The sequence below is a fragment of the Lysobacter sp. Root667 genome, assembly GCF_001427715.1.
In the GTDB taxonomy this organism is placed as follows: Bacteria; Pseudomonadota; Gammaproteobacteria; order Xanthomonadales; family Xanthomonadaceae; genus Lysobacter.
In genome coordinates this window covers 661,930-687,119 of record NZ_LMHF01000009.1, presented here as the reverse complement: position 1 = coordinate 687,119, position 25,190 = coordinate 661,930, and the positions used below count along the sequence as shown (strand labels likewise).

Sequence of the window (25,190 nt, the reverse complement as noted above, 5' to 3'; positions counted from 1 at the left end):
GACGTTCCCGCCCCGCCCGCGCCGTCAGGTCAATTCCGCGTATGCGGACGCTGCTCGATCACACTCTTCAGTATCAGGCGAACGAGCGGGGATTCGCCCGCTGCCCGATGTTCGGTGACCCGCAGGTAATAATCGTTACCGGGTCGGAATGCGAAACCTTCGACTTGCGCGCACGAGCGCACCCAACCGTCCCGGCTCCGTTCGACCAATTGGTACGGTAGGACGGGCTCCTGCCGACCGCACATATCGCTGGATATCGCATAAACGCGCTTCTCGACTGCAGTGCCCGCGATGTGCGTATCGCCACTGGGGCTTCCGTCGAGGAATATCTGCGATGCGCAGCCAGTCAACAAGGCCGCCAACGCGGGAAACAACAGCCTGTTCATGATCGGTACTCCTGGATGGCCGCGCGGAGCGCGTTCGCCGCCGCGATAGAACGACTTGGAGGCTGTCGGCGCCGATGGGAACTCGGGCAGATGTCCCAAGGCTAAGTCCGCCGTCATGGGCCAGGGCTGATCCAGATCAAGCGGGAGGCATGGGATCGCGATATCGCCGCCGCGGGCAGCGTCGATATCCCGCCGGTGGGCTGTCGCGGCGCTGCGCTGTCGCCTTGGCAGACCGACAGGGGCTAGCGTCCACCGCCGCTACGGAATATCGACAGCAGCAGCCAGATGCCGGCGAGCGAGGCCCCGGCAAAGCCGACCAGACCGAATAAAGGCAGGCCGAACAGGGTGGGGCCGCCCTCGACCGTCATCGCGATGGACGAACCGACGATCAGCGCGGCGATCACCATGCTACCCGCCAGACGATTGGCCGAGTGCGCCATCTGGCTGCCGAAATCGCGCAGTTCGTCCATCCCGATATGCAGCCGGGCTCCGCCGGTGCGCATCGCACGCAGCACGCGCCGAAGGTCCTGAGGCAAGGTCGCCAGCACCTCAACGGTATCGGCCAGCGACCGCACGCCGCGCCGCGCGACCCGGCGAGGATGGAAACGCGCCGTCATGGCGCGGCGCAGGAACGGCCGCGCCTGAAGCGCCATATCGAATTGCGGATCGAGACTGCGCCCCATTCCCTCCAGGGTAAGGCAGACCTTGATCAGCAGAGCCAGGTCGGAAGGCAAGGCCAAACGATGCGATCGGAGCAAGCTCACCACTTCGAGCAACATCCCTGCCAGGTCGAGCTGCCCCAACGGGACTCCGTGATAGCGGTCGATGAACGCGTCGATGTCGATGGCCAGTTGCGCCTCGTCCACATCGCCCCGTCCGGTCCAGTCGAGCAATACCTCGGTGACGCGCTCGGGATCTCGCTCGACCAACCCGAACAGCAGGCTCACCACTTCCGCGCGGCGCGCCGGCGACAGCCGCCCCACCATTCCGAAATCTATCAAGGCGATGCGCCCGTCGCGCAACACGAACACGTTGCCCGGATGGGGGTCGGCATGGAAGAAACCGTCGTCGAGCATCATTTTCAAGACGATCTGCGCGCCGACACGCGCCACCCGAGCGCGATCCAGTCCGGCGATGTCGAGTGCGACCACATCGGCTACGGCAATGCCGTCGACGAAGTCCTGCACGTTCATCCGTTCACTGGTATAAGGCCAGTGCACCGCCGGAACGACCAGGCGTTCCTCGCCGGAAAGATGGGCGGCGATACGCTCGGCATGCCGGCACTCGGCGGCGAGATCTAGCTCTCCCAGCAGCGATGCATGGAACTGCCGCACCATGCCGGCGGGATGGTAACGGCGCATATCCGGGAATTTCGCCTCGATCTTGCCTGCCGCGTACTGCAACAGCCGCAGGTCGGCCTCGATGAGCGGACGGATGCCAGGGCGCCGAACCTTGACGACGACGTCGCGGCCGTCCGGCAAGCGCGCCCGGTGCACCTGAGCGATCGACGCCGCCGCCAACGGCGAGGGATCGAGCCAGGCGAATGCCAACTCGGGGACCTGCCCCAGCGCCGCCGACATCTCCGAGCGGATCGCCTCGAAAGGCACCGGCGGGACGGCATTCTGCAGACGACTGAACTCGGCGATCCATTGCGGAGGAAACAGATCCACCCGCGTCGCCAGGACTTGGCCGAGCTTGACGAACGTCGGCCCCATTTCCTCGAGCGCGCAGCGCACCCGCACATGCGGCGGCAGCGCTACCAGTTCCTCGAGGTGCGCGAGTGGCAAGACTTTGCCCGCGCGCGCGAGCGTTTGCGCGAGCCCCAGCCGACGCACCAGATCGCCGAACCCGTATCGCACCAGGATGGCGCCTAAGCCGTGCAAGCGGCCGAGGTCATGGCTGGCGATCAGCGTCTCCCACATGCGCGAGGGCTCCTCGTAGTATCGCTGCAGCGCAAGCCTGGCCGCAGGCCGGTCAGCGCACGATCGTCAGCGGGACCGAGCAACTGACCAGCACTTTGCTGGTCACGGAACCGAGAAACAGACTCTTCAGCGCCGAACGGCCGTGCGATCCCATGATCACCAGGTCGCATCGGTTCGCCTTGGCGAGCTTGAGAATGGTGGCTGCTGGATCGCCGACCAGCAGATGCTCCTCGCAAACGGCCTTGGCCCGTTTGAGCATGGCCCTGGCCTTTTGGGTCGCGGCTTTGCCGTTGTCGGCGTGGTAGCGGGCGGTCTCCTGCAGTCCCAGACTGAGCGCGACGCTGCGCATGAGCGGCTCGTCGGCATACAGCAAGTGCATCTCGGGCGGTTCTGCGAGCTCGCCCGCGAGCCTTATCGCATGGCGGACGGCGCGCAGCGCGGCCTCGCTGCCGTCGATCGCGACCAGGATGCGCATGACGGTTCTCCTCGAGGTTTGAATGCCCACAGGATCCGACCGGCGCCCGTCCTGCGTCTTGATCGAGATCAACGCAAGCGCTCGCCGTCGGCCCGGCCGGAGTCCGGCATGACCGGTCCGACCGCCGCGCGGTTGCATCGCCCCCCGCGGTTGGCCTAGAAACTGCGCGCCCACATCACCGCCAGCGCCGCCATCGCCGGCCACAACAACAGCGGGTGCAGCAACGCCCTTGCCCATGGACGCGTGGGTCGGTAGCCCACGCCATGGACGAAGCCCGCACAGATCGACAGCATCAACGGGCTCAGCCACCCGTGCGCCGCCGCCGTCATCTCCCCGCCGCGCATCGCCGGCACGAACAGCAATGCCAAAGCCAGGGCCGATGCCAGCAGCAGCGATACGGCGCGCGCCATCAGTCGTCCTCCAGCACTTCGCGGCGATCGCGCTCTTCGTCGCTGCGCAACTCGAACCACATGGCGTTGAGCACGCCAAAACTGCAGGCCAGGGCCAAACCCAGTATCCAGGCGAAGTACCACATCAGTAGGCGTCTCCGGCGTCGTCTTGCGATTCCACATGGGCGCGCGTCACCGTACCGCGCATGACCCTGAAGGCCCAGCCGGTGTACGCAAGGATCAGCGGCAGGAAGATCGCCGCGGCAACCAGCATGATCCCCAGGGTGCGCTCGCTCGAAGAGGCGTCCCAGACGGTCAGACTGTGCGCCGGATACGTGGAGGACGGCATCAGGAACGGAAACATCGCCAGGCCCGCGGTCAGGACGATGCCGGCCACCGCGGTTCCGCTGGCCAGGAAAGCCATCCATCGCTTGCCGATCAACACCACGGCGATCAATGCCGCCACCGTCACCACCGGCACCGCAATCATCCAGGGGTTCAGGGCGTAGTTCGCGAACCATCCGCCGTCGATCATCAACACGTGCTTGACGAGGGGATCCGACGGTGCGTCGACGCGCATGCCGCCAACGATGGCCGGTGCCGGCAGGGAGCGCAGCCACACGCCGGCCCCGACGAAGGCTGCGGCAGCGACGGCGGCGGCGATACGCGCGATCCGCCTGGCACGGGCGCCGACCGGGTCTTCGACCCGCATAGCGGCGAAACACGCGCCATGCATCACCAGCATGGCCAGGCTGATCAGACCGGCCAACAGCGCGAACGGGCGGAACAGGCCGATGAAGTCGCCGTCGTAGATCGGCAGCAGCTCAGGAGTGAAATGGAACGGCACGCCGAGCAGCAGATTGCCGAATGCGACGCCGAACACCAGCGACGGCACCGCGCCGGCGATCGTCAGCGCCCAGTCCCAGGCTTCGCGCCATTTCGCCTGTGGCAGACGGTTACGGAAGGCAAAGCCCACCGGCCGCAGAATCAGGGCCACCAACAGCAGCAGCATGGCGAAATAGAAGGACGAAAACGACGCCGCGTACAGCAATGGCCAGGCGGCGAACACGGCGCCGCCGCCGAGAACGAACCAGACCTGGTTGCCTTCCCAATTGGGTTCGATCGATTCCAGCGCCATGCGGCGTTCGATGTCGTCTCGGCCTATCAAGCGCAGAATCGCGCCCAGGCCCAGGTCGTAGCCGTCGGTCAAGGCGAAACCGATCAGCAGCACGCCGAGCAGAACCCACCAGATCTCGCGTAGCAGCGAGTAGTCGATAAGGTCGATCATGGCGCGGTACTCAGCGGCAGGCGGCGTTCGGCGTCGTTTCGCGACGCCGGCCAGAAATTAAGCCGGTCGGGCCCGGAACGGATCGCCCGCAGCATCAGCATCACGTCGACCACGGCCAGGCCGGTGTAGAGCACGACGAACCCGACCAGGCTCGCGAGCACTTGCGTGGAGCTGGTCGAGGACACGCCGAGAAAGGTCGGCAGCACCCCGTCGATCGCCCACGGCTGGCGGCCGTACTCGGCTACGATCCAGCCCAGTTCGGCCGCGACCCATGGCAGCGGCAGGCTCCACAACGCCACCCGCAGGAACAGCGGCCGCTCCAACCGTCCGCGCGCCGACAGATAGAAGGCGGCGGCGAACAGCGCAATGAAGAAGATGCCCAAGCCGACCATGATCCGGAACGACCAGAACAGCACTGGCACGTTCGGCACCGTGCTCCAGGCCGCGCGGTCGATGATGGACTCGTCGGCGGTGGTCGGATCGGAGGTGTAGCGCAGGGTCAACAAGCCGAAGCCGAGATCCTCGCGCAATGCCATGAAGGCGGCTGCCTTGTCCGGATCGTTCCGGTCGGCGCGAAGCTCGCGCAAGGCGGCATAGGCGGAAATGCCGCGACGAATGCGCTCTCGATTGCTTTCGACCAACTCGTGGATGCCGGGAACCTCCTTGTCCAGCGACCGCGTCGCGATCAGGCCCAGCGCCCAGGGAACGCGCAGCGCATGGGCCGTCTCGCGACGCTTCATGTCGGGCAGGCCGAACACCGTGAATGCGGCCGGCGCCGGATGGGTCCGCCATTCGGCTTCGATCGCGGCGACCTTCATCTTCTGATTTTCCGATGCGGTGTACCCGCTCTCGTCGCCGAGTACCGCCACCGACAGCGCAGCGGCCAGGCCGAAGCTGGCCGCAACAGCCATCGAGCGACGCGCGATCTCGACGTTACGTCCGCGCAGCAGGTACCAGGCGCTGATCGACAGGACGAACATCGCACCGGTGACGTAGCCCGCGCTGACCGTGTGCACGAACTTGGCCTGCGCGACCGGGTTGAACACCACCGCGGCGAAATCGGTGATCTCCATGCGCATCGTCTTAAAATTGAACTCCGACCCGACCGGGTTCTGCATCCAGCCGTTGGCGATCAGTATCCACAATGCCGAAAGATTCGCGCCCAAGGCGGTCAGCCAGGTCACGGTCAGGTGCTGCAGTTTGCTCAATCGGTCCCAACCGAAGAAGAACAAGCCGACAAAGGTACTTTCGAGAAAAAATGCCATCAGCCCTTCGATCGCCAGCGGAGCGCCGAAGATGTCGCCGACGTAATGCGAGTAGTACGCCCAGTTGGTTCCGAACTGGAATTCCATGGTGATGCCGGTGGCCACGCCCATGGCGAAGTTGATGCCGAACAGCAGGCCCCAGAAGCGCGTCATCTGCTTCCAGATCGACCGGTTGGTCATCACGTAAACGCTTTCCATGATCGCAATCATGACGGCCAAGCCGATGGTCAGCGGAACGAACAGAAAGTGATACAGCGCAGTGAGCGCGAATTGCAATCTGGACAGGTCGACGACGTGTAAGTCCGGCATGGCGGTTCACCTAGTGGGTAAGAGGTGCCGATCGATCGCCGCATCGTCAATATGCGGGCGGCTCGACGGCGAGAAGAACAGCAGATACAGCACGATCAGCAGCGCCAGCTTCGCCGCGATCGTCGCGGCGACGCGACGCGCCAGCGCACGCTTGAGCCGCGGCGGCGCATCCAGCCCGGGCGTCGATCCGCACCGCGGGCCGGATTCGATCACCGCACGCGCACCAGATTGTCGACATCCTTGACCCCGGCGATCAGCCAGGCCGCGTCTTCCACGGTATTTCGCGCCTGCCAGTCCTCGACCTTGCCCTTGAGGGTGACCTTGCCGTTTTCGTCCACGTCGACCCGGATGTTCGAGGCTTGCACGTCGGCCCGCCTGTGCATCGCGTCCTTGATCGAGCGCTTGACGTCCTGCTTGCAGGAAATGCTGCGGATCGCGATCTTGTTGTCGATGTCGACCACGCCGGCAAGGCAGCGAAGATCCTGCTCGATCTCGCTGCGCTGGAACTGCCAATCGACGGTGCCGCTCAAGGTCAGGCATCCTTGATCGACGCTGACCTTCACCGCCCCGCGCGGCAGCGTGGTGTCCCAATCGAGTACATCGGTCGCGCGCTTGACCAGAACCTCATCGGAGACAGGCGAGTCCGGGCAACGCACCTCGACGTCGAGCACGATTCCGCGCACGCCCTTGACCCGTTCCACGGCCTCGGCGACCGCGATCTTGTCGGCGAGGCTGTGGACATGGCCGGTCAGCTTGACGATGCGCTCGTCGACGCTCACTCCGATGCCCGAAGCATCGACTCGGGGATCGAATGCCAATTCTTCCAGGACGTACTTACGCAACCGCTCGCTGTTCATGGCCTACTCCGGATAAACCCGAGGGCATTACGCCCAAGCCGGCGACCGGTCGGCTTGATCCAGATCAAGTGCCCGCCGCATGGCGGTGATCCGGCCTGCCCGGGTTAGATGGGGGCCGCACCATGCGCGCTCCGACACCGAGCGTTGACCCAGATCAATACGCGCGGCCGGCGCCGGATTGGAATGAGCGTGATGCCGATCGCGGCTGCGGAGAACGCTCATGTACAAGGACCTGATGATCCCGATGACCGGCAGCGACGGCGACGACGACGCGCTGACCTTCGCCATGGCGCTCGCGAAATCGAGCGGTGCCCGCCTGACCGCGCTGGAAATGGTCGACCTGCCCATGCCGATGACCCATCCATGGGGCCTGACGCCCGATGCGGCGACGGCCGACCTTCACGCCGCTTTGCGAGAGCGCGGCCGGATCAACCTGACGAAGCTCGAACTTAGGTTGGCGGGCGAACGCATTTCGGCGGAAGCCCGACTGGTGGAGGCCTTGTACTCCGAGGCGCCTCGCCTGGCCGCCAAGCAGGCCTACGACGCCGACCTCTCGATCGTCACCGGAGCCGTCGGCGACACGGTCGATTCGATACTGCCGCACGACTATTTCGTCGCCTTGCTATTCGAATCCGGGCGGCCGGTGCTGATGGTCCCCCCACACTGCGTCTTGACGGTGCCGCCGCGCCGCGTGGTGATCGCCTGGCAACCTACCCGCGAAATCACGCGCGCGGTTCATGACGCGCTGCCGTTGTTGATCGCCGCCGAGAGTGTGGCGGTGCTTACGGTGGAAACCGACCCCGGCCAGGACAACGAACCGTCCGCACGCCGCATCGTCGAGCATCTGGAGCGCCACGGAGTCCAGGTGTCGCGCCTCGTACGGCCGGCCCTCGGCCAGACCGTCGCCACCGCGTTGCTGCATTACTCGCGCGAAATTCGTGCGGACCTGCTGGTAGCGGGCGGCTACGGGCATTCGCGCTTGCGCGAATGGGCGCTGGGCGGCGTCACGCGCGAGCTGCTGATCGCGTCCGATCTTCCCGTCCTGTTCGGGCACTGACATGGCCGGCCATGCGGTCACTTTCCCGTGGCCTCCGCCCATGTGCGCCACGGAACGCGTACGCGGACATGCGCGTGCCGCCCTGGCGCATGCTGCCGCCACGATCCGAGCGCTGCGCCGGCAGGCCTGCAAGGACAGCTTGCCATTGCAGCGAGAACGCCGGCCAAGCGTGCACGGCGAGGCGCGCCGCCTGAAATTGCGCCACCTCGATCTGGCCGGCATATACAAAGCCTTCGCGAACGACACCCTGCCGCCCTCGCCTCGGTCCGGCAGCGGTTCCCCGTGGCTGCGAGGATTTTCCGCAGGCATCGCGGCGGGCCTGGGCGGACTTGGCCAACAGGCCTTTGCCCGCTTCGACAGCCGACCGTGAGGCAGTCGACCGCTCGTCCTTCTGAGGTGTCCAGCATGCATCGCGTTGATCCGCCTTCTCAAGAATCCGCCGATCTCGAAGCGGCGCTGCGGCGCCAGTTGCGATGGATCGAAGACGACGTCGCAACCGCCCTGCTCGGTCCGGCCGCGGCACCTGCGGACGCGGGCGAGCAGCGCCCAGACATCGCGGCAGCGCCGGGCGCGCATACCATGCTTGCGCGTCTGCGCGATCGGTCGGCCGCATTGCTGCGGAGGTTGTTGCGAAGGCCCTGAGGCCCATCCAGGGCGCGTCCTGCGGCATCCGCGCGGGGCTTCGCTCAGCCCACGCCCTGGACCGCCCCACGGGCTTGCGTCGATGCGCAAACCGGCGCATCGATCCACGGCTGGACGGCAGCACGAATCGCGCGTGTCGCCAGTTGCAGCCCCGACCCATCGCGTTCCAGCGCGGTCGTCTCCGGAGTCCGCGCCGGCTCCAGTGCATCGCTCGCACCGTTGGCCAGGCAGGCCAGTTCGGGCTGCGGCTCGATCCGGGTCAAGGATTGGTGGCGCCGGTCTCGCTCTGCCGCTTCCGCCAGCGAAGCCGGCAAACCCCGATGCATCCACAGGCTGGCAAGCCCGACGCCGCTGGCAGGGCTGCCGCGCTCCTCGGCCAATTGCAGCGCCCCATGCAGGCAGCCAAACGCCAGACTCCGCGCGATCGCTTGCGCCACTGATGGAGAGCGGCCCGAGGTATACGCCAGGCCGAGACGATCCAATGCATCGCCGACGCCGATCACGCCGATGCCGAATCGCAGCGGCTGATCGCCGCTGGGACCGTAGGCCATCGCCGCATCGTCGAGCATGCGCACCGCCAGGGCGGCCGCCGAGCCGAAGCGCTTGTGATCGAAGCGGGCCTGGCGCGTATGCGGATCGGAGACGAAGAGTCCGGCGTTGACCACCGCCCGTGGTTCGGTCAGCAGCGGTACCGGTGTGTCGGTACCTGCGTGGCGCAGCAGCCGTGGGTCGGGCAGTATCTGCCAACTTCCGAACGCGAACGCGTAGCGGCTGCGCCAATATGCGCCGTCATTGCCTTCGGGCGCGGCCAGCGCCTCGGCGACCCTTTGCCAGGTCGCATCGATGGTCCGGTCGCACAGTCGATCGCCGCTGCGCCAACGAAAGCGGCTGTCCCAGAGATCGACCGCTTGCGGGTCTGTGAATCGCGTGAGAAGAGTCAAGGTAGTTCCTGACGGCTCGAGGCCGGATTGTCTGCTCTGTCACTGTGCCCTTGCCGGGCAGGTCCGCCTTGACCGGGATCAAGCTTGCCGCTTCGCCGCGCTCGCGCATTGCCAGGCTCGCGAGGCTGTTACAAACGGTTACCGGCAGTTACCGGTTTGGAATCGTCCGCTACGCCCGCGCGGCTAGCCTTGCCTCAACCCCGTCGCGGAATGCCGCCATGTTGCTCGATGTCCTCCAACACGCAGAGCCCTCCAGCGAATCCTGCTTCGGCGCATCCGCGAGCGGACGCGTCCACGAGACGCACAGCCTGGAGCGGTTGTTGCAGGCTTGGCCATTACAGCGCCGCCGGGTTTGCGCGAAACAGTACGTATTCCGCGCGGGCCAGGCCCGGCACGCCTTGTACCTGGTGCACGCCGGCTTCTTCAAGACCGCCGTGGTCAGCGAAGACGGGCGCGAGAAGATCACCGGATTCCGCATGCGCGGCGACCTGCTCGGCCTGGACGCCTTGGACATGCCGACCTACGCTTGCGACGTCATGGCGCTGGACACCGGGGAGCTCTGGGAACTGCCGTATACCCGCTTGCGCGACGAACTGCCGCAGTTCCAGGAACGCGTCACCGCGCTGCTCGCCAGCGAGATCCGTCGCGACTGGAGCTGGATGCTGACTCTGGGCACGCTCGGCGCCGATCAACGCGTGGTTACCTTCCTGTTCGACCTGGCTTCGCGCCTGGAACAATTAGGGTTCAGTCCGAACCGCCTGCAACTACGCATGACGCGGGCCGAACTCGGCAACTTCCTATCGCTGACTCTGGAAACCGTCACCCGCGTGCTTTCGAGGCTGCAGGCCCGGGGCCTGATCGGCGTCGCCGGCCGGGAGATTTGCATCAAGGACCGCAACGGCCTGCAGACCGTGCTGCGCGACAACACGGCCTATCACTGAGGCGCGGCACGCTCATCGGCCAGCGGGTCGAGCGCCCGCGCGACCGCCGCGGCCAATTGCTCGCGTCGGTAAGGCTTTCGCAGCAACTCGAAGGCTTCCGCTGTCGCCGCCGGCCCAGTCGCGTCGGTTTCGTAGCCCGAAGTCAACAATATGGGCAATCGCGGCCGCAACCCGCGCGCGGCGATGGCCAGCTCTTTGCCGTTCATGCCTTCGCCGAGCATGACATCGCTGAACAACAACGCGATCGATTCGTCGTCCGACAACCGCCGAAGCGCATCTTCAGCACTTGCCACCGCCGATACCTGATAGCCGGACGAACGTAGGAAGGCCACTGCGATATCGCGCACCGCCCCATCGTCCTCCACGACCAGCACGGTCTCTCCCTTGCCTTGAGCGCGGGTCGCCGCGACCGGCGACGCGGCGGCCGCGACCGCCTGTGCGGCAGGAAGAAACAACGCCACGCGAGTGCCGTAGCCCAGCGTGCTGTCGATGCGCAGATGACCGCCACTCTGCTTGGCGAAACCATAGGCCATGCTGAGTCCCAGTCCGCTGCCGCGCCCGGCTTCCTTGGTGGTGAAGAACGGCTCCATCGCGCGGGCCAGGATTTCCGGCGCCATGCCGCGCCCGGTATCGGTCACGCTGATGCGCACATAGCGGCCGGCGGCGAGCTCTCCGCTGTCGGCATGATCCCCGACCTGATGCACTCCTGCCTCGACGGTGATTTCGCCGCCGCGCGGCATGGCGTCGCGAGCGTTCAGGGCCAGATTGACCAGCGCTGCGTCCAACTGGGTTGGATCGACGTAAGCCGGCGGCAGATCGTCCTCGCAGCGCACATAGAGGCGCACGCTGTCGCCCAAGGTGCGTTGCAACATCGATTCGACGTCGTGCAGTAGCGCGGGCACGGCCACGGCCTGCGGCATCAACCGTTGCCGGCGCGCAAAGGCCAATAATTTCCCGGTGAGCTCCGCGCCCCGGCCCACCGAGCGCAAGGCGCTGCCGATCAGCTCGCTCGCCTCCGGCCTTTGCTCGTGCTCCATCTCCAGCAACTGAAGGCTGCCGGACAAGACCGTCAACAGGTTGTTGAAATCGTGAGCGATGCCCCCGGTCAGCTGACCGATCGCGTCGAGCCGTTGCGAATGGGCCAGTTGTTCCTCCGTACGTCGCCGCTGCACGAACGCGGCGATCAGGTTGGCCACCGACTGCAGCAGATGCAGCGCGTCGTGATCGAAATGGCGCGGCTGCGACGACACCACCAACAGCGCACCCATCGGACGGCCGCGGTCCAGCAGCGGCAGCAGTACCGCGCTGCCGGAACCCGCGACGACGAGCGGAAAACGGCCGTCGGTATCGCCGGCAAGGTCGTCCACGACCAGAGTCTCGCCCTCGGCAATGCGCGCTAGCAGGGCTTCGCGGTCGAAACCGATCGGCGAACGCGAAGCCGCGGCGGCTTCGTCGAGCCCGGTCGAGGCCCGTGTCGCCACGCTTTGGCGGTCATCCGTGACGAACACGACGGCGACCATCGGGGTATCGAGTGCAGCCGCCAACAGCGCCGGGACGTGATCGACCACGCCGGATTCGTCCTGGGCCTCGAGCGCGAGTTGGCCGATTCGGGCGGCCAGCGCATCGTAACGGGCGCGGACCAGGGCCTGGCGGGCCCGTTGGGTCTCGGAGACGTCGCGGACCGAGGCCAAGTAGCGCGGCCCCTGGTCGCTGTCGATCGGACTGAGCGCGATCTCCACCGGAAATTGCGCACCATCGAGCCGTTGACCGATCAGGCTCTGACCGGTGACCCCCATCGGCCGCACATGCGGCTGTCTCATGTAACGCGCACGGTGATCGCGATGGCGATCGCGCGCGGACGCGGGAATGAGTTGCTCGATCGCGACTTGCTCCAGGCCGCCTTGTCGATAACCGAACAGGCGTTCGGCCTGCGCATTGGCCTGCACGATCCGCCCGTCGCCGTCGACGACGATCAGCGCGTCCGGAACGGCTTCGAACAAGCCCGGAAACAGCGCGCTTTCGCTCATGCGTTGCGAACCTCGGCCGCAAACAGATAACCCGCCCCCCGCACCGAGCGTATCAATCGCGGCTCGGCGGGGTCGTGTTCGATCTTGCGTCGCAGCCGGCCGATGCTCACGTCGATGCTGCGGTCGAACGGACCGGCCTGCCGGCCGTGCATTCGGGTCATGAGCTCGTCGCGGCTGAGCACTTGCCGCGGCTTTTCCAGCAGAGCCTTGAGCAACTCGAACTCGCCGGTGGTCAAGGCCACCTCGACGCCGGCGGCATCGGTCAAGCGTCTCGCCCCCAGGTCCAGGCGAAACCCCTCGAAAGCCAGGCCGGCAGATGCCGCCATCGCGGGCGCCTGGGCGGTGGAGCGGCGCAACACCGACCTGGTCCGCGCGAGCAGTTCGCGCAGGTCGAACGGCTTGGTCACGTAGTCGTCGGCGCCCAGTTCCAACCCCACGACGCGTTCGACCGCCTCGCCGCGCCCGGTGATCACGATGACCGGACCGCGCCACTCGGTCTGCAGGTGCCGCAGAAGCGACAGGCCGTCCTCGTCGGGAAGGCCGAGATCCAGCAGGATCAGCTCGATCGTTTCCGAAGCGACCAACGCGCGCGCCCGGGCCGCGCTCGAAGCGCCGACCACCCGATAGCCGTTCGCGCCGAAGTATCGCGACAACAAGGCGACGATGTCGGCATCGTCGTCGATTATCAGCAGCCTGGGCAGGGGACCCGCCGAGGAGGTCGCGTCCTTTGCTTCCGATGGCATGGCGGTCATTGGACTCGTAGGAAACGGGGAAAGAATGGGCCGATCCGGCGCCGCCCGCAAGCTCGGTTGGCATCGATTGATCCATATCAAGGCGCCGATGGCGCGCCGGGGCCAAAGTCGAGAACGAATCAGTCCGAGGTGCGTTCGATGGACGGCACGATGCGAGCGGCGGTCGCCCACCGCCTGGGCGTTCCGCTGATGGTCGATCGCCTGCCCATTCCCACGCCCGGCCCCGGCGAGATTCTCGTCAGGATCCGCGCGAGCGGCGTCTGTCACACCGACCTGCATGCGGTGCAGGGCGACTGGCCGGTCAAGCCCGCGTTGCCTTTCATTCCCGGGCACGAAGGCGCGGGTACGGTCGCCGAGATCGGCGCCGGAGTGAAGCACCTGCGTCCGGGCGATTCGGTCGGTATCGTTTGGCTCCACCATGCTTGCGGCCGCTGCGAATATTGCATCACCGGCTGGGAAACGCTATGCGAGCAGCAGCGCAACAGCGGCTACAGCGTAAATGGCACTTTCAGCGAGTACGCGATCGCCGATGCGGCGTACGTCGCTGCCCTGCCTGACCGCTGCGACTTCGTCGGCTTGGCGCCGATTCTCTGCGCCGGCGTCACCAGCTACAAGGGCATTCGCGAGACCGAGGTGCGTCCTGGAGAGTGGATCGTCATTTCCGGCATAGGCGGACTGGGCCATCTGGCGATCCAGTACGCCCAGGCGATGGGGCTGCACGTGGCGGCGATCGACGTGCGCGAAAGCAAACTCGAACTGGCGCGTTCCCTCGGCGCCGAAATCGTCGTCAACGCCAACGACCTCGGCGCGCTGGAAGACGTACGCCGCGGCACCGGCGGCGGGGCACAAGGCGTGCTGGTCACCGCCGTCTCGCCCAGCGCCTTCGCCCAGGCACTGGGCATGGTGCGGCGCAAGGGCACCATCAGCATGGTGGGACTTCCGCCCGGGGAATTCGCGACCCCGATCTTCGATGTGGTGCTCAAGCGCATCACCCTGCGCGGTTCGATCGTCGGCAACCGGCAGGACCTGGCCGAAGCGATCGCGATAGCCGCCAGCGGCAAGGTGCAGGCCATGGTGGAGCCGTATCCGCTGGACCAGGTCAACGTGGTATTGGACCGCCTGCGAGTCGGCGAGGTCGAAGGGCGTGCCGTGCTGGATATGAGTCTGGTGGCCTGAGATGACGTCTTGTCGAGGACGTCCACCGCCATGGACCTGTTCCCACGCGAGGTCAACGGAATGATCGTCGCGTTGGGCATCGGCCTGTCAGTCGGCCTGGAACGCTAGCGCGCCAAGAGCGGCGGCCTTTGCGCGAGCCTGGCGGCGTGCGCAGCTTCATCCTGTACGGCCTGAGCGGTTCGGTCGCGGCCAGCCTCGGCCAGATGGCGCTGTTGGCCGCCGGCTCATTTCTGAGTGCGCTGGTCACGGCGGCCTACCTAAGAACCCGCGATCAGGCCCAGGGCGGACCACCGGAATCGCCCTGCTGGCCGCGTTGTTGCTGGGCGCGTTGTCGATGCGCGCGCCCGCCATCGCCGGCACCTGAAGCGTCGTCGTGGCCATCGTCCTGGCCGGCCGGCAGCGCCTGCATCGTTTCAGCAAACGCGTGTTGACCCGGTAGGAGCTGCACGACTTGTTGGTGCTGGCTGCAGCCGTATTCGCGGTGCTGCCGCCGCTGCCCGACCGGACCATCGATTCCTGCAGTCGTTCAATCCGCATACCCTGCGGATACTGGCGTCGCGATCATGGCGGTCGGGTCGGCGGGCCACATCGCCCTGCGGTTGCTCGGGGCCGGTCTGGCCTGTCGATCGCCGGACTTGCCGGTGGCTTCGTGTCCAGCACGGCGATGGTCGCGGCGATGGCTGACCGCGCCCACGCGGTGCCCGAGTTGGTCGCCCCGGCGCGCAGCGCCGCGCTGATGTCGAACATAGCCACGGTGGTGCGGCTCGCGGTGGTGATCGGAGCATTGTCGCCGGCGATGCTGCAAGCGTCGCCCCGGCGCTGATCGCGTCGGGCCTCGTCGTCGCAGTCGCTGCCGCGGCCGTTGCCGTTGCAGATCGAGGGCCCGAAAACTCGTGCCGAAACGCCCTTTCGAGCCGATGCCGGCGCTATGGTTCATTGCGCTGCTCACCACAGTCATGTTGGCCACGGCCATCGCCAAAACCTATCTGGGCGAGGCCAGCCTACCCTGGGTGCTGGCCGCTTCGGGCCTGGTCGACGTCCATGCCGGCGCGGCGTCATCCGCACAATCGGCGATGCGCACTCAGCGACATGGCCTTGGCCGAACAAGGCCTGATCGGCGCCTTCATCGCAAACTCGCTGGTCATATGCCTGACGGCCGCTTTCAAGGGCAGCCGTGGTTTTGCGTGGCGGTTGATTGCGGAAATCCTGGCGATGGCCGCGACGTTCGCGGTGGTCGCTTCGCTCGGCTGAGAGGGCGTCGTCGCGGCGACGGCAGTCACGACTCGCGCGACTGTCGCGCCAACAGCTCGTAACGCGCGCGATGGCTGTCGAGGGTCGCGTCGTCCAGTTCCTCTACGTCCATCAGCGCATTACTGGCCGATCCCGACGAACGGATCAACTCGTCGAGCTTGATCTGGATCGCCTCGGCATCGCGGCCCTGGGTGTTCTGAATCAGGAACACCATCAGAAACGTGATCACCGTGGTCGCGGTATTGATCACCAACTGCCAAGTATCGCTGAAACCGAACAGAGGACCGCTGACCAGCCAGGCGGCGATGATCGCGACCGCCGCGATGAAGGCCGCAGAACGACCGGCAAAGCGGGCCGCGAGCTTGGAGAAGCGATCGAAGGCTTGTGCTGAGTTCACGGCATTTTTCCCCGGTCCTGGCATCGAAAGGCGGCACTGAAGGCAAGCTTGCGGCATTACAGCGACAGCTCGTGAATGACCTGGCGGTCATCGTCCGGATCTACCCGCACGTGGAAGCCCAGGTGGCGGGCCAGATCGCGCATCTGCAGATTTTCGGCCAGATCCACCGAGTACATCCGATGGATGCCGCGCTCGCGCGCAAGCTCGATCAGATGCTTCATCAACGCACCGCCCAAACCCTTGTTCTGCCATTCATCGATCACCGTCACCGCGCATTCGCAAGCGGCGCCGTCGACCGAAGCGCCGTATCGAGCGGCGCCGACGATGCGTTCCGCGCTGCCTTCCGGTATTACCGCCACGAACGCAGCCTCGCTATGCGGATCAAGGTCCGTCAGGCGATCTATCAACTGCTCGCTAGGGCTTCTGACCTGGCCGAAAAAACGGAAACACCGAGCCTCCGAGGAAAGCGTTTCCAGGAAGGCGCGCTCGGCGGCCCGGTCCTGCGGGACGATCGTCCGGATCAGCACTTGGCTGCGACCGCGCAGCGTCTGCGACCAGCGCAGGGATCGGGCTGGCGTCGAGGCGGATGAGGCCATCGACGGGGTCCTCATGGCGGGCTCCTGGGAGGATGTCGACTGCAGGCTAAGCGCTCGGATGTTCCGCCCCTTGATCCATATCAAGCCCGGCGCCGCCGTCCGCACGGGTTCTTGATCGGCGTCAACACCGACGCCGACGCGCACGTCAGTATCGATCCACGAAACCCGATACCCGAGGACGACACTGTGTTCAAAGACATCCTCGTGCCCTTGCTCATGGGCGACATTCCGTCCGCGGCGCTGCGCGCCGGCTGCGCCCTCGCCCGAATCAGCGGCGGGCACGTCACCGCGCTCGTGGGCGTGAGCCAGACCGTGCCCATCGCCGAAACCTGGGCGTACTATCCCGCGGGCGTTTACGAGAGCATGCGCGATTGTGCGGCTGCCACCACCCAGGCGATGGCCGACGCAACCGCGGACTGCCTCAAGTCCGAATCGGTGCCGTTCCAGATCCGGCAGTCGCAGGAATTCTGGTCGACACCCGCGGAGATCTGCATTGAGCCGGCGCGACAGAGCGACCTCGTCGTCATCGGTGCCATCGCTGGGGACCAACGCGAGGCCCGAGAGCGGCTGGCTTCGAGCGTACTGGTCTCATCCGGCCGCCCGATGTTAGTGGTCCCGGCGTCGCACAATTCCGCGCCCGGGTTCGGCAAGGCGGTCATCGCCTGGAAGTCGTCCCGCGAGTCGGCGCGTGCGTTGCACGATGCGATGCCCTGGCTGCAGCGCATGAGCTCGGTCGACCTGCTCATCGTCGACGAGGGCGCTCGATCGTCCTACGCACAATCGCTGGATGCGATGTTGATCGAGCACCTGGAGCGGAACCAAGTCGGCGCGCAGTTGGTGAGACGCTCGGCCCCGGCCGCGCAGGTCGGGGCCATCATCGATATCCATGCGCAAGAAGTCGGAGCGGATCTGTTGGTCGCGGGCGGCTACAGCCATTCGCGACTGCGGGAACAAGTGCTGGGAGGAGCGACCCGTTTCCTGATGGAGCACGCTTCGGTTCCGACCCTGCTTTCCCATTGAGCACGTCAGGATCTGCCAGCTCATAATATCGCTCGCCGTCCGCGAACAGGATGCTCGAAGTCCTACGGCCCGACTTCTGGCTCATGGATATGTACCAACACTTCAGGTGGCAGCAGGAACTCTACGTCCTGCTCGTTGCATGCAACAACTTCTTGGCAAAGGAAAAGGCCCGCAAAAGCGGGCCTTTTTTTACTAAATCCAAGTTTTCTGTCTGTGGTCGATATTAGAACGGGATGTCGTCGTCGGCGAAGTCGTCGCCGAAATCGTTGGACTTGGCCGGGGGCGCATCGCGGCGCGGCGCCGATTCCTGGCGGCCGCCGCCACCACCGTACCCGCCACCGCCACCACCGGCCTGACGCGGGGCGCGCTCGCCGCCACCACCGCCACCGCCGCCGCGGAATTCGCGACCACCACCGCCACCGCCGCCCTCGCCACCCGGACCGCCGAGCATCTGCATGTCGTCGGCGACGATATCGGTGAAGTACTTCTCGACGCCGTCCTGGCCGGTGAATTTGTCGTAGCGGATCGAGCCTTCGATGTAGACCTGGCGGCCCTTGCGCAGGTATTCGCCGGCGATCTCGCCGAGCTTGCCGAACAGCTTGACCCGGTGCCACTCGGTGCGCTCCTGGGTGTTGCCGTCCTTGTCCTTGCGCACGCTGGTCGTGGCCAGGCTGAGCGTGGTCACGGCCATGCCGCCCTGGGTGTACTTGGTTTCGGGGTCGTTGCCGAGGTTGCCGACCAGGATGACCTTATTGATGCCACGTGCCATGAGGATGCGGGTCCTTGAAGTTGTCGCCGAAAGCGGGCGATAGGTAGTTAAGTATACCCGTCGGTCCGGGACCGTCAGGCCAAGACCCTGGCCCCTGTCAGGGAATGCCGCTGCCGCGGGTAGGGCCGGATCCGCGGACGTTAAAGCCGGAAACCTTGCTGCGACGGGCTTTGCGCGATGCCGCCCGACACCGCGGCGGGCGCTCGCGCGCTCCAACTGGCCCCGATTCGGTTCAGCCAGCCGCCTCCGTCCCGATCCGACGCCCCTGCGGCGCGCCGCCCGTCGGCCCGCCGCCCCGGGGCCTTCCGGCACTGCTGGGCCAGGAGCGGCGCGTCGATCATCGCTGGCCGGCGCCGTCGCGCCGCTCCGGAGCCCCGCCATGCCCGTCGCCCCGCGCCTGCTCGCCGCCCTCGCCTGCGCCACCGTCCTGAGCCCGGCCGCGGCGCAGACATCCACCGAAACCGAACTGCGCCGCCTGACCCAGGAGAACCTGGACGCAATCGCGCCGGGCCTGGTCGAGGTCTGGCAGCGCAACGCCCACGAACGCCTGGTGCACGTCGACGAGAACGGCATCGCCCGCAACAAGGCCGATTTCCTGGCGGAACTCAAGCCGCTGCCGGCCGGTCTGGTCGGCTCGCTGGCGATCGACCGCTTCGCCGTGACCGACCTGGGCGACACCGCGGTGGTCACCCACGAGGATCTGGAAACCCTGGACTACCACGGCCAGACCCTGCGCAGCCGCTGGCGCCAGACCGACACCTGGGTCCGCGGCGGCGACGGTTGGAAACTGGTCGGCGAACAGGTATTGGCGCTGCAGACCGACCCGCCGACGGTCGCGCTGACTTCGGCGCAGTTGTGCGGCTACAACGGGACCTATCGGCTGACCGACAAGATCCGTGCCACGCTGCGCTGCGACACCGGCGTGTTGATCGGCGAACGCGAGGGCCGAGCGCCGACCAGCTACCGCGCCGAGATTGCCGACGTTTTCTTCGCGCCCGGACAGCCGCGCACGCGGCGGATATTCCAGCGCGACGCGCAAGGCAGGATCGTCGGTTTCGTGGATCGACGCGAAGGTCTGGACATCCGTTGGACGCGGGTGAAGTGAATGCGGCAAGAACGGGCTGCGCGCATTCGTCGTACTGAAGCGCGACGGTAACGAAGCCAGCGCAGGGGCGCGGGAGTCCGCTGCTTGCGGCGATGGTGTCGCGGCTAGCGCCGCGACAGCCCAAGGCAGAGCGACAGCATCGCGGCGCAAGACACCGTCGCGCGAACCATGCGTCGCGGCGAATCGCGCGACGGCATCGCCCAGGCCGCGACACCGCTCGCGCCTGAGTTTCGGCGTCGGCACGCTAACAGGTTAGCGGACAGCGCCGCACGTATCTCAAGCCAACGCGAGTCTCACGCGCGACCTCGCGTGCGCATGCCGCGCGGGAACGCAAGCCGTGCGAAGCACCGGCCGCGGCGAAAAAATCGCATCCGCTGTCCGGTCACGCGTTCCATCGCCGTTCTTCTCCCAGTACCCCGAGCCACGGATGGCCAGGCAGGCCGCCGCGACAGCGCCAGGCCCGTTCGCCGATCCCAAGGAAGGAACTACGCATGCCTCACGGCGAAGCGACAGGACGATCAGCCCACATACGCGGCTTCATCTACGCCAGCGACGCCTGCGCGAAGATCGCCGAGCGTCTGCCGGTGATCGCCGGCAGCGATTCCAGCGTGCTGATCGTCGGCGAAACCGGCACCGGCAAGGAAATCTGCGCCCAGGCGCTGCATTACCTGTCGCGGCGTTCGGCCGGGCCCTGGGTCGCGGTGAATTGCGCGGCGGTGCCGGTCGAACTGATCGAAAGCGAGCTGTTCGGCCACGTCAAAGGCGCGTTCACCACCGCCCACAGTTCGCGCCACGGTCTGGTCAAGGAGGCCGAAGGCGGAACGATGTTCCTGGACGACATCGACTGCCTGCCCCTGCTTGCGCAGGGCAAGCTGCTGCGCTTCCTGCAACAGCAGGAATACCGCCCGGTCGGCTGCAATACCGTGCAGCGCTCGAACGTGCGCGTGATCGCAGCCAGCAATCGCGATCTGCGCGTCATGGCCCGCCAGAACAGCTTCCGCCAGGATCTGTATTTCCGTCTGAACGTATTGCCGATCAGCCTGCCGCCGCTACGCGAGCGGCGCGAGGACATCGCCCTGCTGGCCGGCCATTTCGTCCAGTTGTTCGACCAGGGCCGCGCCTGCGGCGGAAGCGGCCGCCAGCTCACCGCCGAAGCGCTGCAGAAGCTGCTGGCGCACGACTGGCCCGGCAATGTGCGCGAATTGCGCCACGTGATCGAGCGCTCGGTGCTGCTGGCCGTCGGCGAGCGCATCGAGGCCGACGATATCGCCATCGATGCCGACCTCGACGCCGACCCGGGCGCCTGCGCCGATAGCCTCGACCCGTCCACAGAATCGTTCCAATCGGCCAAGAAGCGCGTGGTCGACCGCTTCGAACGCCAGTACATCGAGACCCTGCTGGCCCTGCACCACGGCAACCTCACCCATGCCGCGCACGCAGCCAAGAAAAACCGGCGCGCGTTCTTCGAGCTGGTGCGCAAGCACCATATCGACACCCGCCGCTTCAGCGACGCCCCCTGATGACCTCCTCCGACACCCTCACGGCGCTCAGCGCCGGCATCGCGCTGCGCACCGCGCAAGGCCCGCACGCGTTCGCGACGCATGCGGACGCGGCCGGCGGCGACGCGCACGGTCGGAATCGTCCGCGCGCATGGACAAAAACACCCGGCCGCGCACAGCGCGTTGCAGCAGGCTCGCGCGCCGTATCCGCCGTGCGCGCGCAGGACAAAGCACAGCAGCCGCGCCATCGAACGCGCTCGCTCGCGTCAATCAGATCAAGCACTTGCAACGGATCCGCACTTGGCATGCGACTTGCGCTCTTCAGTCCAAGGCTGGGACGCATGGACGACTACCCCGAAATGCTAGCGATCGTAAGAGCGCTCGCCCGCTACCTGCGGGCGAATCCGAACAGTTCCGATACCGCGGACGGAATCGCCATGTGGTGGTTCCGCGAACAGACCGTGGTCGACGGCCGCGCACTGCTCGACGCGCTGGATTGGATGCGCGAGCGCGGCCTGGTCGAAATGCTCAGCGCCAGCAGCACCGGCGATCGCTACCGATGCATCGCCGGCCCGGACGAACTCGACGGCGTGCTGCAAGAACTGTCGAGGCGCCGTCTGACATGACGCCCGCTCACGCAAGGATGCAGGGGAACCGCTCGTGCCGTCGCTGACGCTCGCCGCCTTCACCCAACTCGCCGGCTGGCAGGCGCTGCAGGCCGACGGCGTGACGCCGTCGGCGGCGATCGCGATCGGCGAGGACGTGCTCAGCGATACGCCCAGCGGCGACGGCCGCAGCCTCACGCTGGCGTATTCGCCGGCTTCGCAGGACCACATCGCGCGCCGCCCGCTGGCCGCCACCGACCTGGACGACTTCGACGAACTGCGCCTGGTGCTGCGCGGCGATCGCAACTCCGCGCCGGGCTTCTATCTCGAACTTCGCCTGGGCAGCGTCGCGCTGCCGATCGGCGCGCCCGGCAACACCTGGCACCGGCGCGTACCGGTGACCGGCGGCAGCGGCTGGGACGTGGTCCGGTTCTCGCTCGCCGATCTGCCGGCGGCGGTGCGCGGCGCGGTCACGGTCGCGCAACTGCGCTGCATCGACGCCGGCGAAGGCTTCCACCTGGCCATCGATGAGGCGCTGGCAGTGCGGCCGAGCATGCTCGCCGACCTCGAACAGGCGCTGCTGGCGCGATTGCACCAACAGACCAGCCTGGCCGGCAATCCGGTCCCGGCCGAACTGGTGACCGCCGGCGGGCCCTGGCCCGCCGCCACGCCCTGCATCGCGATCGTGCCGATGGAAGTGCGCGACCTCGCCGAACGCAGCACCGGCGCGGCGCAGCGTTGCGATTTCGTCGCCGACGGCTACCGCGTGCGCCCGGCGCCGACCGCGTTCGAGGCCTGCTACGCCATCGAAGCCGTCGCCGCCGACCGCATCGACCAGGGCGCATTGATGGATTTCCTGCTGCGCCAGATCGGCCCGCGCGGCGCGCTGCGCGTGGCGGCGCAGCCGTGGTCGATCGAGACCCACGGCGCGCCCGCATCCGAGTACGACCCCAACCTCCATCCCGCGCCGCGGCAACGGCTGTATTGCCGCGTGTACGCCTGGCAGGACCACGACGCGCCGTCGTCGGTGCGGCCGGTGCAGGGACTGGTGACCCAAATCGACTGGAAGGAGTCCGGCCATGGCTGAAGACAAGGCGAGCGACCGCGTCCGCCTCATCAATACGCGCTCGCAGCCGGTCGAGCTGCACCTGGGCTCGTCGGTGCACGTGCTCGCGGCCGGACAGGGCATCGAGCTCGACGCCGCGCAGCTCGCATCCCCGCAACTGGCTTATCTGCTCGATCGCAAAGCGCTCGCGCTGCGAGCCGTCACGCCGTCGGAGGCGGAGATCGCCTCCGGCACTGCAATTACTCCGCGCAGGCGCGGCCAGGGAGCCGCCCAAGCATCCGCGCGGCCCCCGCAACCACCCAAGAGGAAGAAAGGATCATGAGCTTCATCGGCATCAATGTGCGGGAAGTCGACGGAACGGGCGCGCCGGTACTGGCCGCCGCACCCACGTCCATCGCGGGTTTCAACGTGCTGACTCGGCGCGGCACGCCGAATCAGGCCGTGATGGTCGATTCCTACGCTCGCTTCGTCGAGCGCTTCGGCGGCTACTTCCCCGGGGGCCTGGGCGCGTATCTCGTCAAAGGCTATTTCGACAACGGCGGCCAGGTCGCCTACGTCAACCGCGTGATCTCCAACGATCCCGCCACCGGCCATGCACCGGGAACCCTGGTGCTGCGCGACGGCAGCCCGGCGGACACGCTGCGGGTATCGGCCGGCTTCCGCGGCACCGAAGATCCGGGCAGTTGGGGCAACGGTCTGCAGGTGAGGGTGGCGCGCACCACGCCGACCACGACCCGCCTGCGCGAAGCCGCGGCCGCGACCATCACCGGCACGGTGGCCATGGTCGCACCGGTCGACATGAGCACCCTGCCCAGCCTGACGCTGCGCGTGGACGGCTCGCCCGACAACACCGTGATCACTTTCCTGCCGGCGGACTTCCCCGGCGGCGCCGCGAACGCCACGCCGCAACAGATCCGCGATGCGGTCAACGGCCGCCAGAGCCGCGTGGTCGCCTCGCTGACCGGCCCCGGCAACCTGGTGTTGACCTCGACCGGCGAAGTGGCGCGCATGAGCGACGGCTGGACCTCGATCCAGGTCATCGCCGCCAACGCCATCCTGGGCTTCGCCATCGCCGCGGCGGTGCCGGGCACCGCGACCGCGGTCGCCACAACCGGCGCGACCCTGCGCCGCACCGAGGACTTCGACCTCGGCGATGCGATTGAAGTGTTCGATCCGACCGTGCCGGCCAACACCGCCACGGTCAAGCTGCTGTCGCGCAACCCGCTGACCGGCGCGGTGACCTGGACGCCGGCCATCGCCGGCATCGCCGGCTGGACCGCGCAGAACATCCGCGTGCGCAACCTGCGCTTCACCGTGACCGTCGCCGAGGGCGGCACCGAAGTCGAGAACGTGCGCGAGACCTGGCCCGATCTGTCGATGGAAGCCGACACGCCAAACTACGCTCCGGCGCGCATCAACGACACGATCCGCGGCTCGCGCTACATCGTCGCCGAAGACATGCTCAGCGCCAGCCTGGTCGGCCTCGACCGGCCCGCGGTGCTGGCCTGGACGCCGCTCGCGGCCGGACGCGACGGCACGCCGACTTCGGCCCAGTTCAACGGCGACTCCTCGACGCGCAGCGGCTTCTTCGCTTTCGATCCGCACGACGTCCAGCTGCTGACCTGCGAACGCACCGATCCGGCGATCGTCGCCGGCGCCCTGGCCTACTGCGAGAACCGCGGCGACTGCATGTACGTCGGCGCAGTGCCGGAAGGCTTCACCGAAGCCGGGCAGGCGCTCGCCTACGGCCAGTCGTTCCAGGCCAAGAAAGCCTACGGTGCCTTGTACGCACCGTGGATCACCATCGCTGACCCGGCCGGCGTCGGCGACAACCCGCGCCGCAACCTGCCGCCGGTCGGGCACGTGCTGGGCGTGTTCGCCCGCGTCGAGCGCTCGCGCGGCGTGTGGAAGGCGCCCGCGGGCGACGAGGCCAACCTGGCCGGCGTGCTCGACGTCACTTACCGCCTCACCGACGCCGAACACACCCAGCTGGTCAAGGACGGCAGCGTCAACGGCATCCGTGCGATTCCGCGCGCCGGCATCGTGATCGATTCCTCGCGCACGCTCAGCACCGACCCGCGCTGGATGTACGTCGGCGTGCGCCTGCTCTTCAACTTCGTCAAGAGCAGCCTGAAGAACGGCCTGCGCTGGGTGCGCCAGGAACCGAACCGGCAGTCGCTGTGGAACTCGGTCAAGTTCAACGCGGTGAACCCGTTCCTGCTCGGGCTGTGGCGACAGGGCGCGTTCGGCACCGGCTCGCCGGAGGAAGTGTTCACCGTCATCTGCGACGCCTCGAACAATCCGCCGGACCAGGTCGACCAGGGCCTGCTCAACGTCGAAGTCTATTTCTACCCGTCCAAGCCGGCGGAAACCATCGTCATCACCGTCGGCCAGCAGCCCTCCGGGGCTTCGGCGGCCGAAGCCTGAACTCATCACTAGCGCACGCAGGAGGGCG

Annotated in this window: 29 protein-coding genes; 14 read left to right on the top strand and 15 right to left on the bottom strand. The window is 67.0% G+C overall.

Going from position 1 to position 25,190, the window contains the following annotated elements:
- Window positions 1-29 precede the first annotated feature (29 nt).
- The 9 genes from ASD78_RS06755 to ASD78_RS06720 form a co-directional block, all read right to left on the bottom strand.
- Entirely contained in the window at window positions 30-386 is a 357-nt protein-coding gene (locus ASD78_RS06755) for a hypothetical protein (protein WP_055903002.1), read from the bottom strand.
- 242 nt (window positions 387-628) lie between these two features.
- A complete protein-coding gene (locus ASD78_RS06750; protein ID WP_056099421.1) occupies window positions 629-2,308 on the bottom strand; it encodes an AarF/UbiB family protein in 1,680 nt (559 codons plus the stop codon).
- 52 nt (window positions 2,309-2,360) lie between these two features.
- Entirely contained in the window at window positions 2,361-2,783 is a 423-nt protein-coding gene (locus tag ASD78_RS21095) for a universal stress protein (protein ID WP_055903007.1), read from the bottom strand.
- A 155-nt stretch (window positions 2,784-2,938) separates the two neighbouring features.
- Window positions 2,939-3,193, bottom strand: a complete 255-nt coding sequence (locus tag ASD78_RS06740) for a cyd operon YbgE family protein (RefSeq protein WP_055903009.1) — start codon at window positions 3,191-3,193, stop codon at window positions 2,939-2,941.
- Window positions 3,193-3,318, bottom strand: coding sequence for a cytochrome bd-I oxidase subunit CydX (gene cydX / locus ASD78_RS19950; RefSeq protein WP_082559664.1), 126 nt, complete (start codon window positions 3,316-3,318; stop codon window positions 3,193-3,195). The genes ASD78_RS06740 and cydX overlap by 1 nt, the downstream gene beginning before the upstream one ends.
- The gene (cydB, locus tag ASD78_RS06735; protein ID WP_055903985.1) at window positions 3,318-4,457 is read right to left on the bottom strand and encodes a cytochrome d ubiquinol oxidase subunit II; all 1,140 of its coding nucleotides are present in this window, start codon (window positions 4,455-4,457) and stop codon (window positions 3,318-3,320) included. The genes cydX and cydB overlap by 1 nt, the downstream gene beginning before the upstream one ends.
- Complete coding sequence (locus ASD78_RS06730) at window positions 4,457-6,034, bottom strand: cytochrome ubiquinol oxidase subunit I (RefSeq protein WP_056099416.1); 1,578 nt, start codon at window positions 6,032-6,034, stop codon at window positions 4,457-4,459. Before ASD78_RS06730 ends, cydB begins: the two co-directional genes overlap by 1 nt.
- Before the next feature lie 6 nt (window positions 6,035-6,040).
- On the bottom strand, window positions 6,041-6,247 hold the full coding sequence (gene cydP, locus ASD78_RS06725) for a cytochrome oxidase putative small subunit CydP (RefSeq protein ID WP_056099411.1): 207 nt from the start codon (window positions 6,245-6,247) through the stop codon (window positions 6,041-6,043).
- Window positions 6,244-6,891, bottom strand: coding sequence for a BON domain-containing protein (locus ASD78_RS06720; RefSeq protein WP_056099408.1), 648 nt, complete (start codon window positions 6,889-6,891; stop codon window positions 6,244-6,246). The genes cydP and ASD78_RS06720 overlap by 4 nt, the downstream gene beginning before the upstream one ends.
- A gap of 220 nt (window positions 6,892-7,111) precedes the next feature.
- Here ASD78_RS06720 and ASD78_RS06715 point away from each other — a divergent pair, with 220 nt between their 5' ends.
- The 3 genes from ASD78_RS06715 to ASD78_RS20600 are packed head-to-tail and all read left to right on the top strand — an operon-like array spanning window position 7,112 to window position 8,590.
- Window positions 7,112-7,948: a universal stress protein gene (locus ASD78_RS06715; protein WP_056099404.1), complete on the top strand. Its 837-nt coding sequence runs from the start codon at window positions 7,112-7,114 to the stop codon at window positions 7,946-7,948.
- A 1-nt stretch (window position 7,949) separates the two neighbouring features.
- Window positions 7,950-8,318, top strand: a complete 369-nt coding sequence (locus ASD78_RS20605; protein ID WP_235566454.1) for a hypothetical protein — start codon at window positions 7,950-7,952, stop codon at window positions 8,316-8,318.
- A 35-nt stretch (window positions 8,319-8,353) separates the two neighbouring features.
- Window positions 8,354-8,590, top strand: coding sequence for a hypothetical protein (locus ASD78_RS20600; protein ID WP_156087608.1), 237 nt, complete (start codon window positions 8,354-8,356; stop codon window positions 8,588-8,590).
- A 44-nt stretch (window positions 8,591-8,634) separates the two neighbouring features.
- Here the strand turns inward: ASD78_RS20600 and ASD78_RS06710 are convergent, their stop codons facing one another.
- Complete coding sequence (locus tag ASD78_RS06710; protein WP_056099399.1) at window positions 8,635-9,531, bottom strand: hypothetical protein; 897 nt, start codon at window positions 9,529-9,531, stop codon at window positions 8,635-8,637.
- Window positions 9,532-9,599: 68 nt separating this feature from the next.
- On the opposite strand from ASD78_RS06710, the gene ASD78_RS06705 reads away from it, so the two are divergent.
- Window positions 9,600-10,472 carry a helix-turn-helix domain-containing protein gene (locus ASD78_RS06705; protein ID WP_156087607.1) on the top strand — a complete coding sequence of 291 codons (873 nt, stop codon included), beginning with the start codon at window positions 9,600-9,602 and terminating at the stop codon, window positions 10,470-10,472.
- On the opposite strand, the gene ASD78_RS06700 is transcribed toward ASD78_RS06705, so the two are convergent.
- Both ASD78_RS06700 and ASD78_RS06695 read right to left on the bottom strand, forming a co-directional pair.
- The gene (locus ASD78_RS06700; RefSeq protein WP_056099395.1) at window positions 10,466-12,499 is read right to left on the bottom strand and encodes a PAS domain S-box protein; all 2,034 of its coding nucleotides are present in this window, start codon (window positions 12,497-12,499) and stop codon (window positions 10,466-10,468) included. The genes ASD78_RS06705 and ASD78_RS06700 overlap by 7 nt on opposite strands.
- Entirely contained in the window at window positions 12,496-13,251 is a 756-nt protein-coding gene (locus tag ASD78_RS06695; protein WP_235566453.1) for a response regulator, read from the bottom strand. Before ASD78_RS06695 ends, ASD78_RS06700 begins: the two co-directional genes overlap by 4 nt.
- A 138-nt stretch (window positions 13,252-13,389) precedes the next feature.
- Here ASD78_RS06695 and ASD78_RS06690 point away from each other — a divergent pair, with 138 nt between their 5' ends.
- The 3 genes from ASD78_RS06690 to ASD78_RS21480 all read left to right on the top strand — a co-directional run bounded on the left by ASD78_RS06690 (window position 13,390) and on the right by ASD78_RS21480 (window position 15,678).
- On the top strand, window positions 13,390-14,427 hold the full coding sequence (locus tag ASD78_RS06690) for a zinc-dependent alcohol dehydrogenase (protein ID WP_056099391.1): 1,038 nt from the start codon (window positions 13,390-13,392) through the stop codon (window positions 14,425-14,427).
- 457 nt (window positions 14,428-14,884) lie between these two features.
- On the top strand, window positions 14,885-15,250 hold the full coding sequence (locus ASD78_RS21665) for a DUF4010 domain-containing protein (RefSeq protein WP_255355377.1): 366 nt from the start codon (window positions 14,885-14,887) through the stop codon (window positions 15,248-15,250).
- A 266-nt stretch (window positions 15,251-15,516) separates the two neighbouring features.
- A complete protein-coding gene (locus tag ASD78_RS21480; protein WP_235566467.1) occupies window positions 15,517-15,678 on the top strand; it encodes a hypothetical protein in 162 nt (53 codons plus the stop codon).
- Between the two features lie 25 nt (window positions 15,679-15,703).
- Here ASD78_RS21480 and ASD78_RS06685 read toward each other — a convergent pair whose 3' ends face one another.
- Both ASD78_RS06685 and ASD78_RS06680 read right to left on the bottom strand, forming a co-directional pair.
- The gene (locus ASD78_RS06685) at window positions 15,704-16,075 is read right to left on the bottom strand and encodes a low affinity iron permease family protein (protein ID WP_056099388.1); all 372 of its coding nucleotides are present in this window, start codon (window positions 16,073-16,075) and stop codon (window positions 15,704-15,706) included.
- Between the two features lie 56 nt (window positions 16,076-16,131).
- Window positions 16,132-16,686, bottom strand: coding sequence for a GNAT family N-acetyltransferase (locus tag ASD78_RS06680; protein ID WP_235566452.1), 555 nt, complete (start codon window positions 16,684-16,686; stop codon window positions 16,132-16,134).
- 96 nt (window positions 16,687-16,782) lie between these two features.
- Here ASD78_RS06680 and ASD78_RS06675 point away from each other — a divergent pair, with 96 nt between their 5' ends.
- The gene (locus ASD78_RS06675) at window positions 16,783-17,691 is read left to right on the top strand and encodes a universal stress protein (RefSeq protein ID WP_056099384.1); all 909 of its coding nucleotides are present in this window, start codon (window positions 16,783-16,785) and stop codon (window positions 17,689-17,691) included.
- A 223-nt stretch (window positions 17,692-17,914) separates the two neighbouring features.
- On the opposite strand, the gene ssb is transcribed toward ASD78_RS06675, so the two are convergent.
- A complete protein-coding gene (gene ssb / locus ASD78_RS06670) occupies window positions 17,915-18,460 on the bottom strand; it encodes a single-stranded DNA-binding protein (protein ID WP_055903032.1) in 546 nt (181 codons plus the stop codon).
- A gap of 379 nt (window positions 18,461-18,839) precedes the next feature.
- On the opposite strand from ssb, the gene ASD78_RS06665 reads away from it, so the two are divergent.
- The 6 genes from ASD78_RS06665 (at window position 18,840) to ASD78_RS06640 (ending at window position 25,162) form a co-directional block, all read left to right on the top strand.
- Window positions 18,840-19,565, top strand: coding sequence for a nuclear transport factor 2 family protein (locus tag ASD78_RS06665; RefSeq protein WP_056099381.1), 726 nt, complete (start codon window positions 18,840-18,842; stop codon window positions 19,563-19,565).
- 491 nt (window positions 19,566-20,056) lie between these two features.
- Entirely contained in the window at window positions 20,057-21,085 is a 1,029-nt protein-coding gene (locus ASD78_RS06660) for a sigma-54 dependent transcriptional regulator (RefSeq protein WP_056099377.1), read from the top strand.
- Window positions 21,085-21,690: a hypothetical protein gene (locus tag ASD78_RS20595; protein WP_156087605.1), complete on the top strand. Its 606-nt coding sequence runs from the start codon at window positions 21,085-21,087 to the stop codon at window positions 21,688-21,690. Before ASD78_RS06660 ends, ASD78_RS20595 begins: the two co-directional genes overlap by 1 nt.
- Window positions 21,691-21,724: 34 nt before the next feature.
- Window positions 21,725-22,756 (top strand): hypothetical protein, encoded by a 1,032-nt coding sequence (locus ASD78_RS06650; protein WP_056099371.1) that lies wholly within the window; start codon window positions 21,725-21,727, stop codon window positions 22,754-22,756.
- Window positions 22,749-23,057: a hypothetical protein gene (locus ASD78_RS06645; protein ID WP_055903044.1), complete on the top strand. Its 309-nt coding sequence runs from the start codon at window positions 22,749-22,751 to the stop codon at window positions 23,055-23,057. Before ASD78_RS06650 ends, ASD78_RS06645 begins: the two co-directional genes overlap by 8 nt.
- Window positions 23,054-25,162 carry a phage tail sheath subtilisin-like domain-containing protein gene (locus tag ASD78_RS06640; RefSeq protein ID WP_056099366.1) on the top strand — a complete coding sequence of 703 codons (2,109 nt, stop codon included), beginning with the start codon at window positions 23,054-23,056 and terminating at the stop codon, window positions 25,160-25,162. Before ASD78_RS06645 ends, ASD78_RS06640 begins: the two co-directional genes overlap by 4 nt.
- Window positions 25,163-25,190 lie beyond the last annotated feature (28 nt).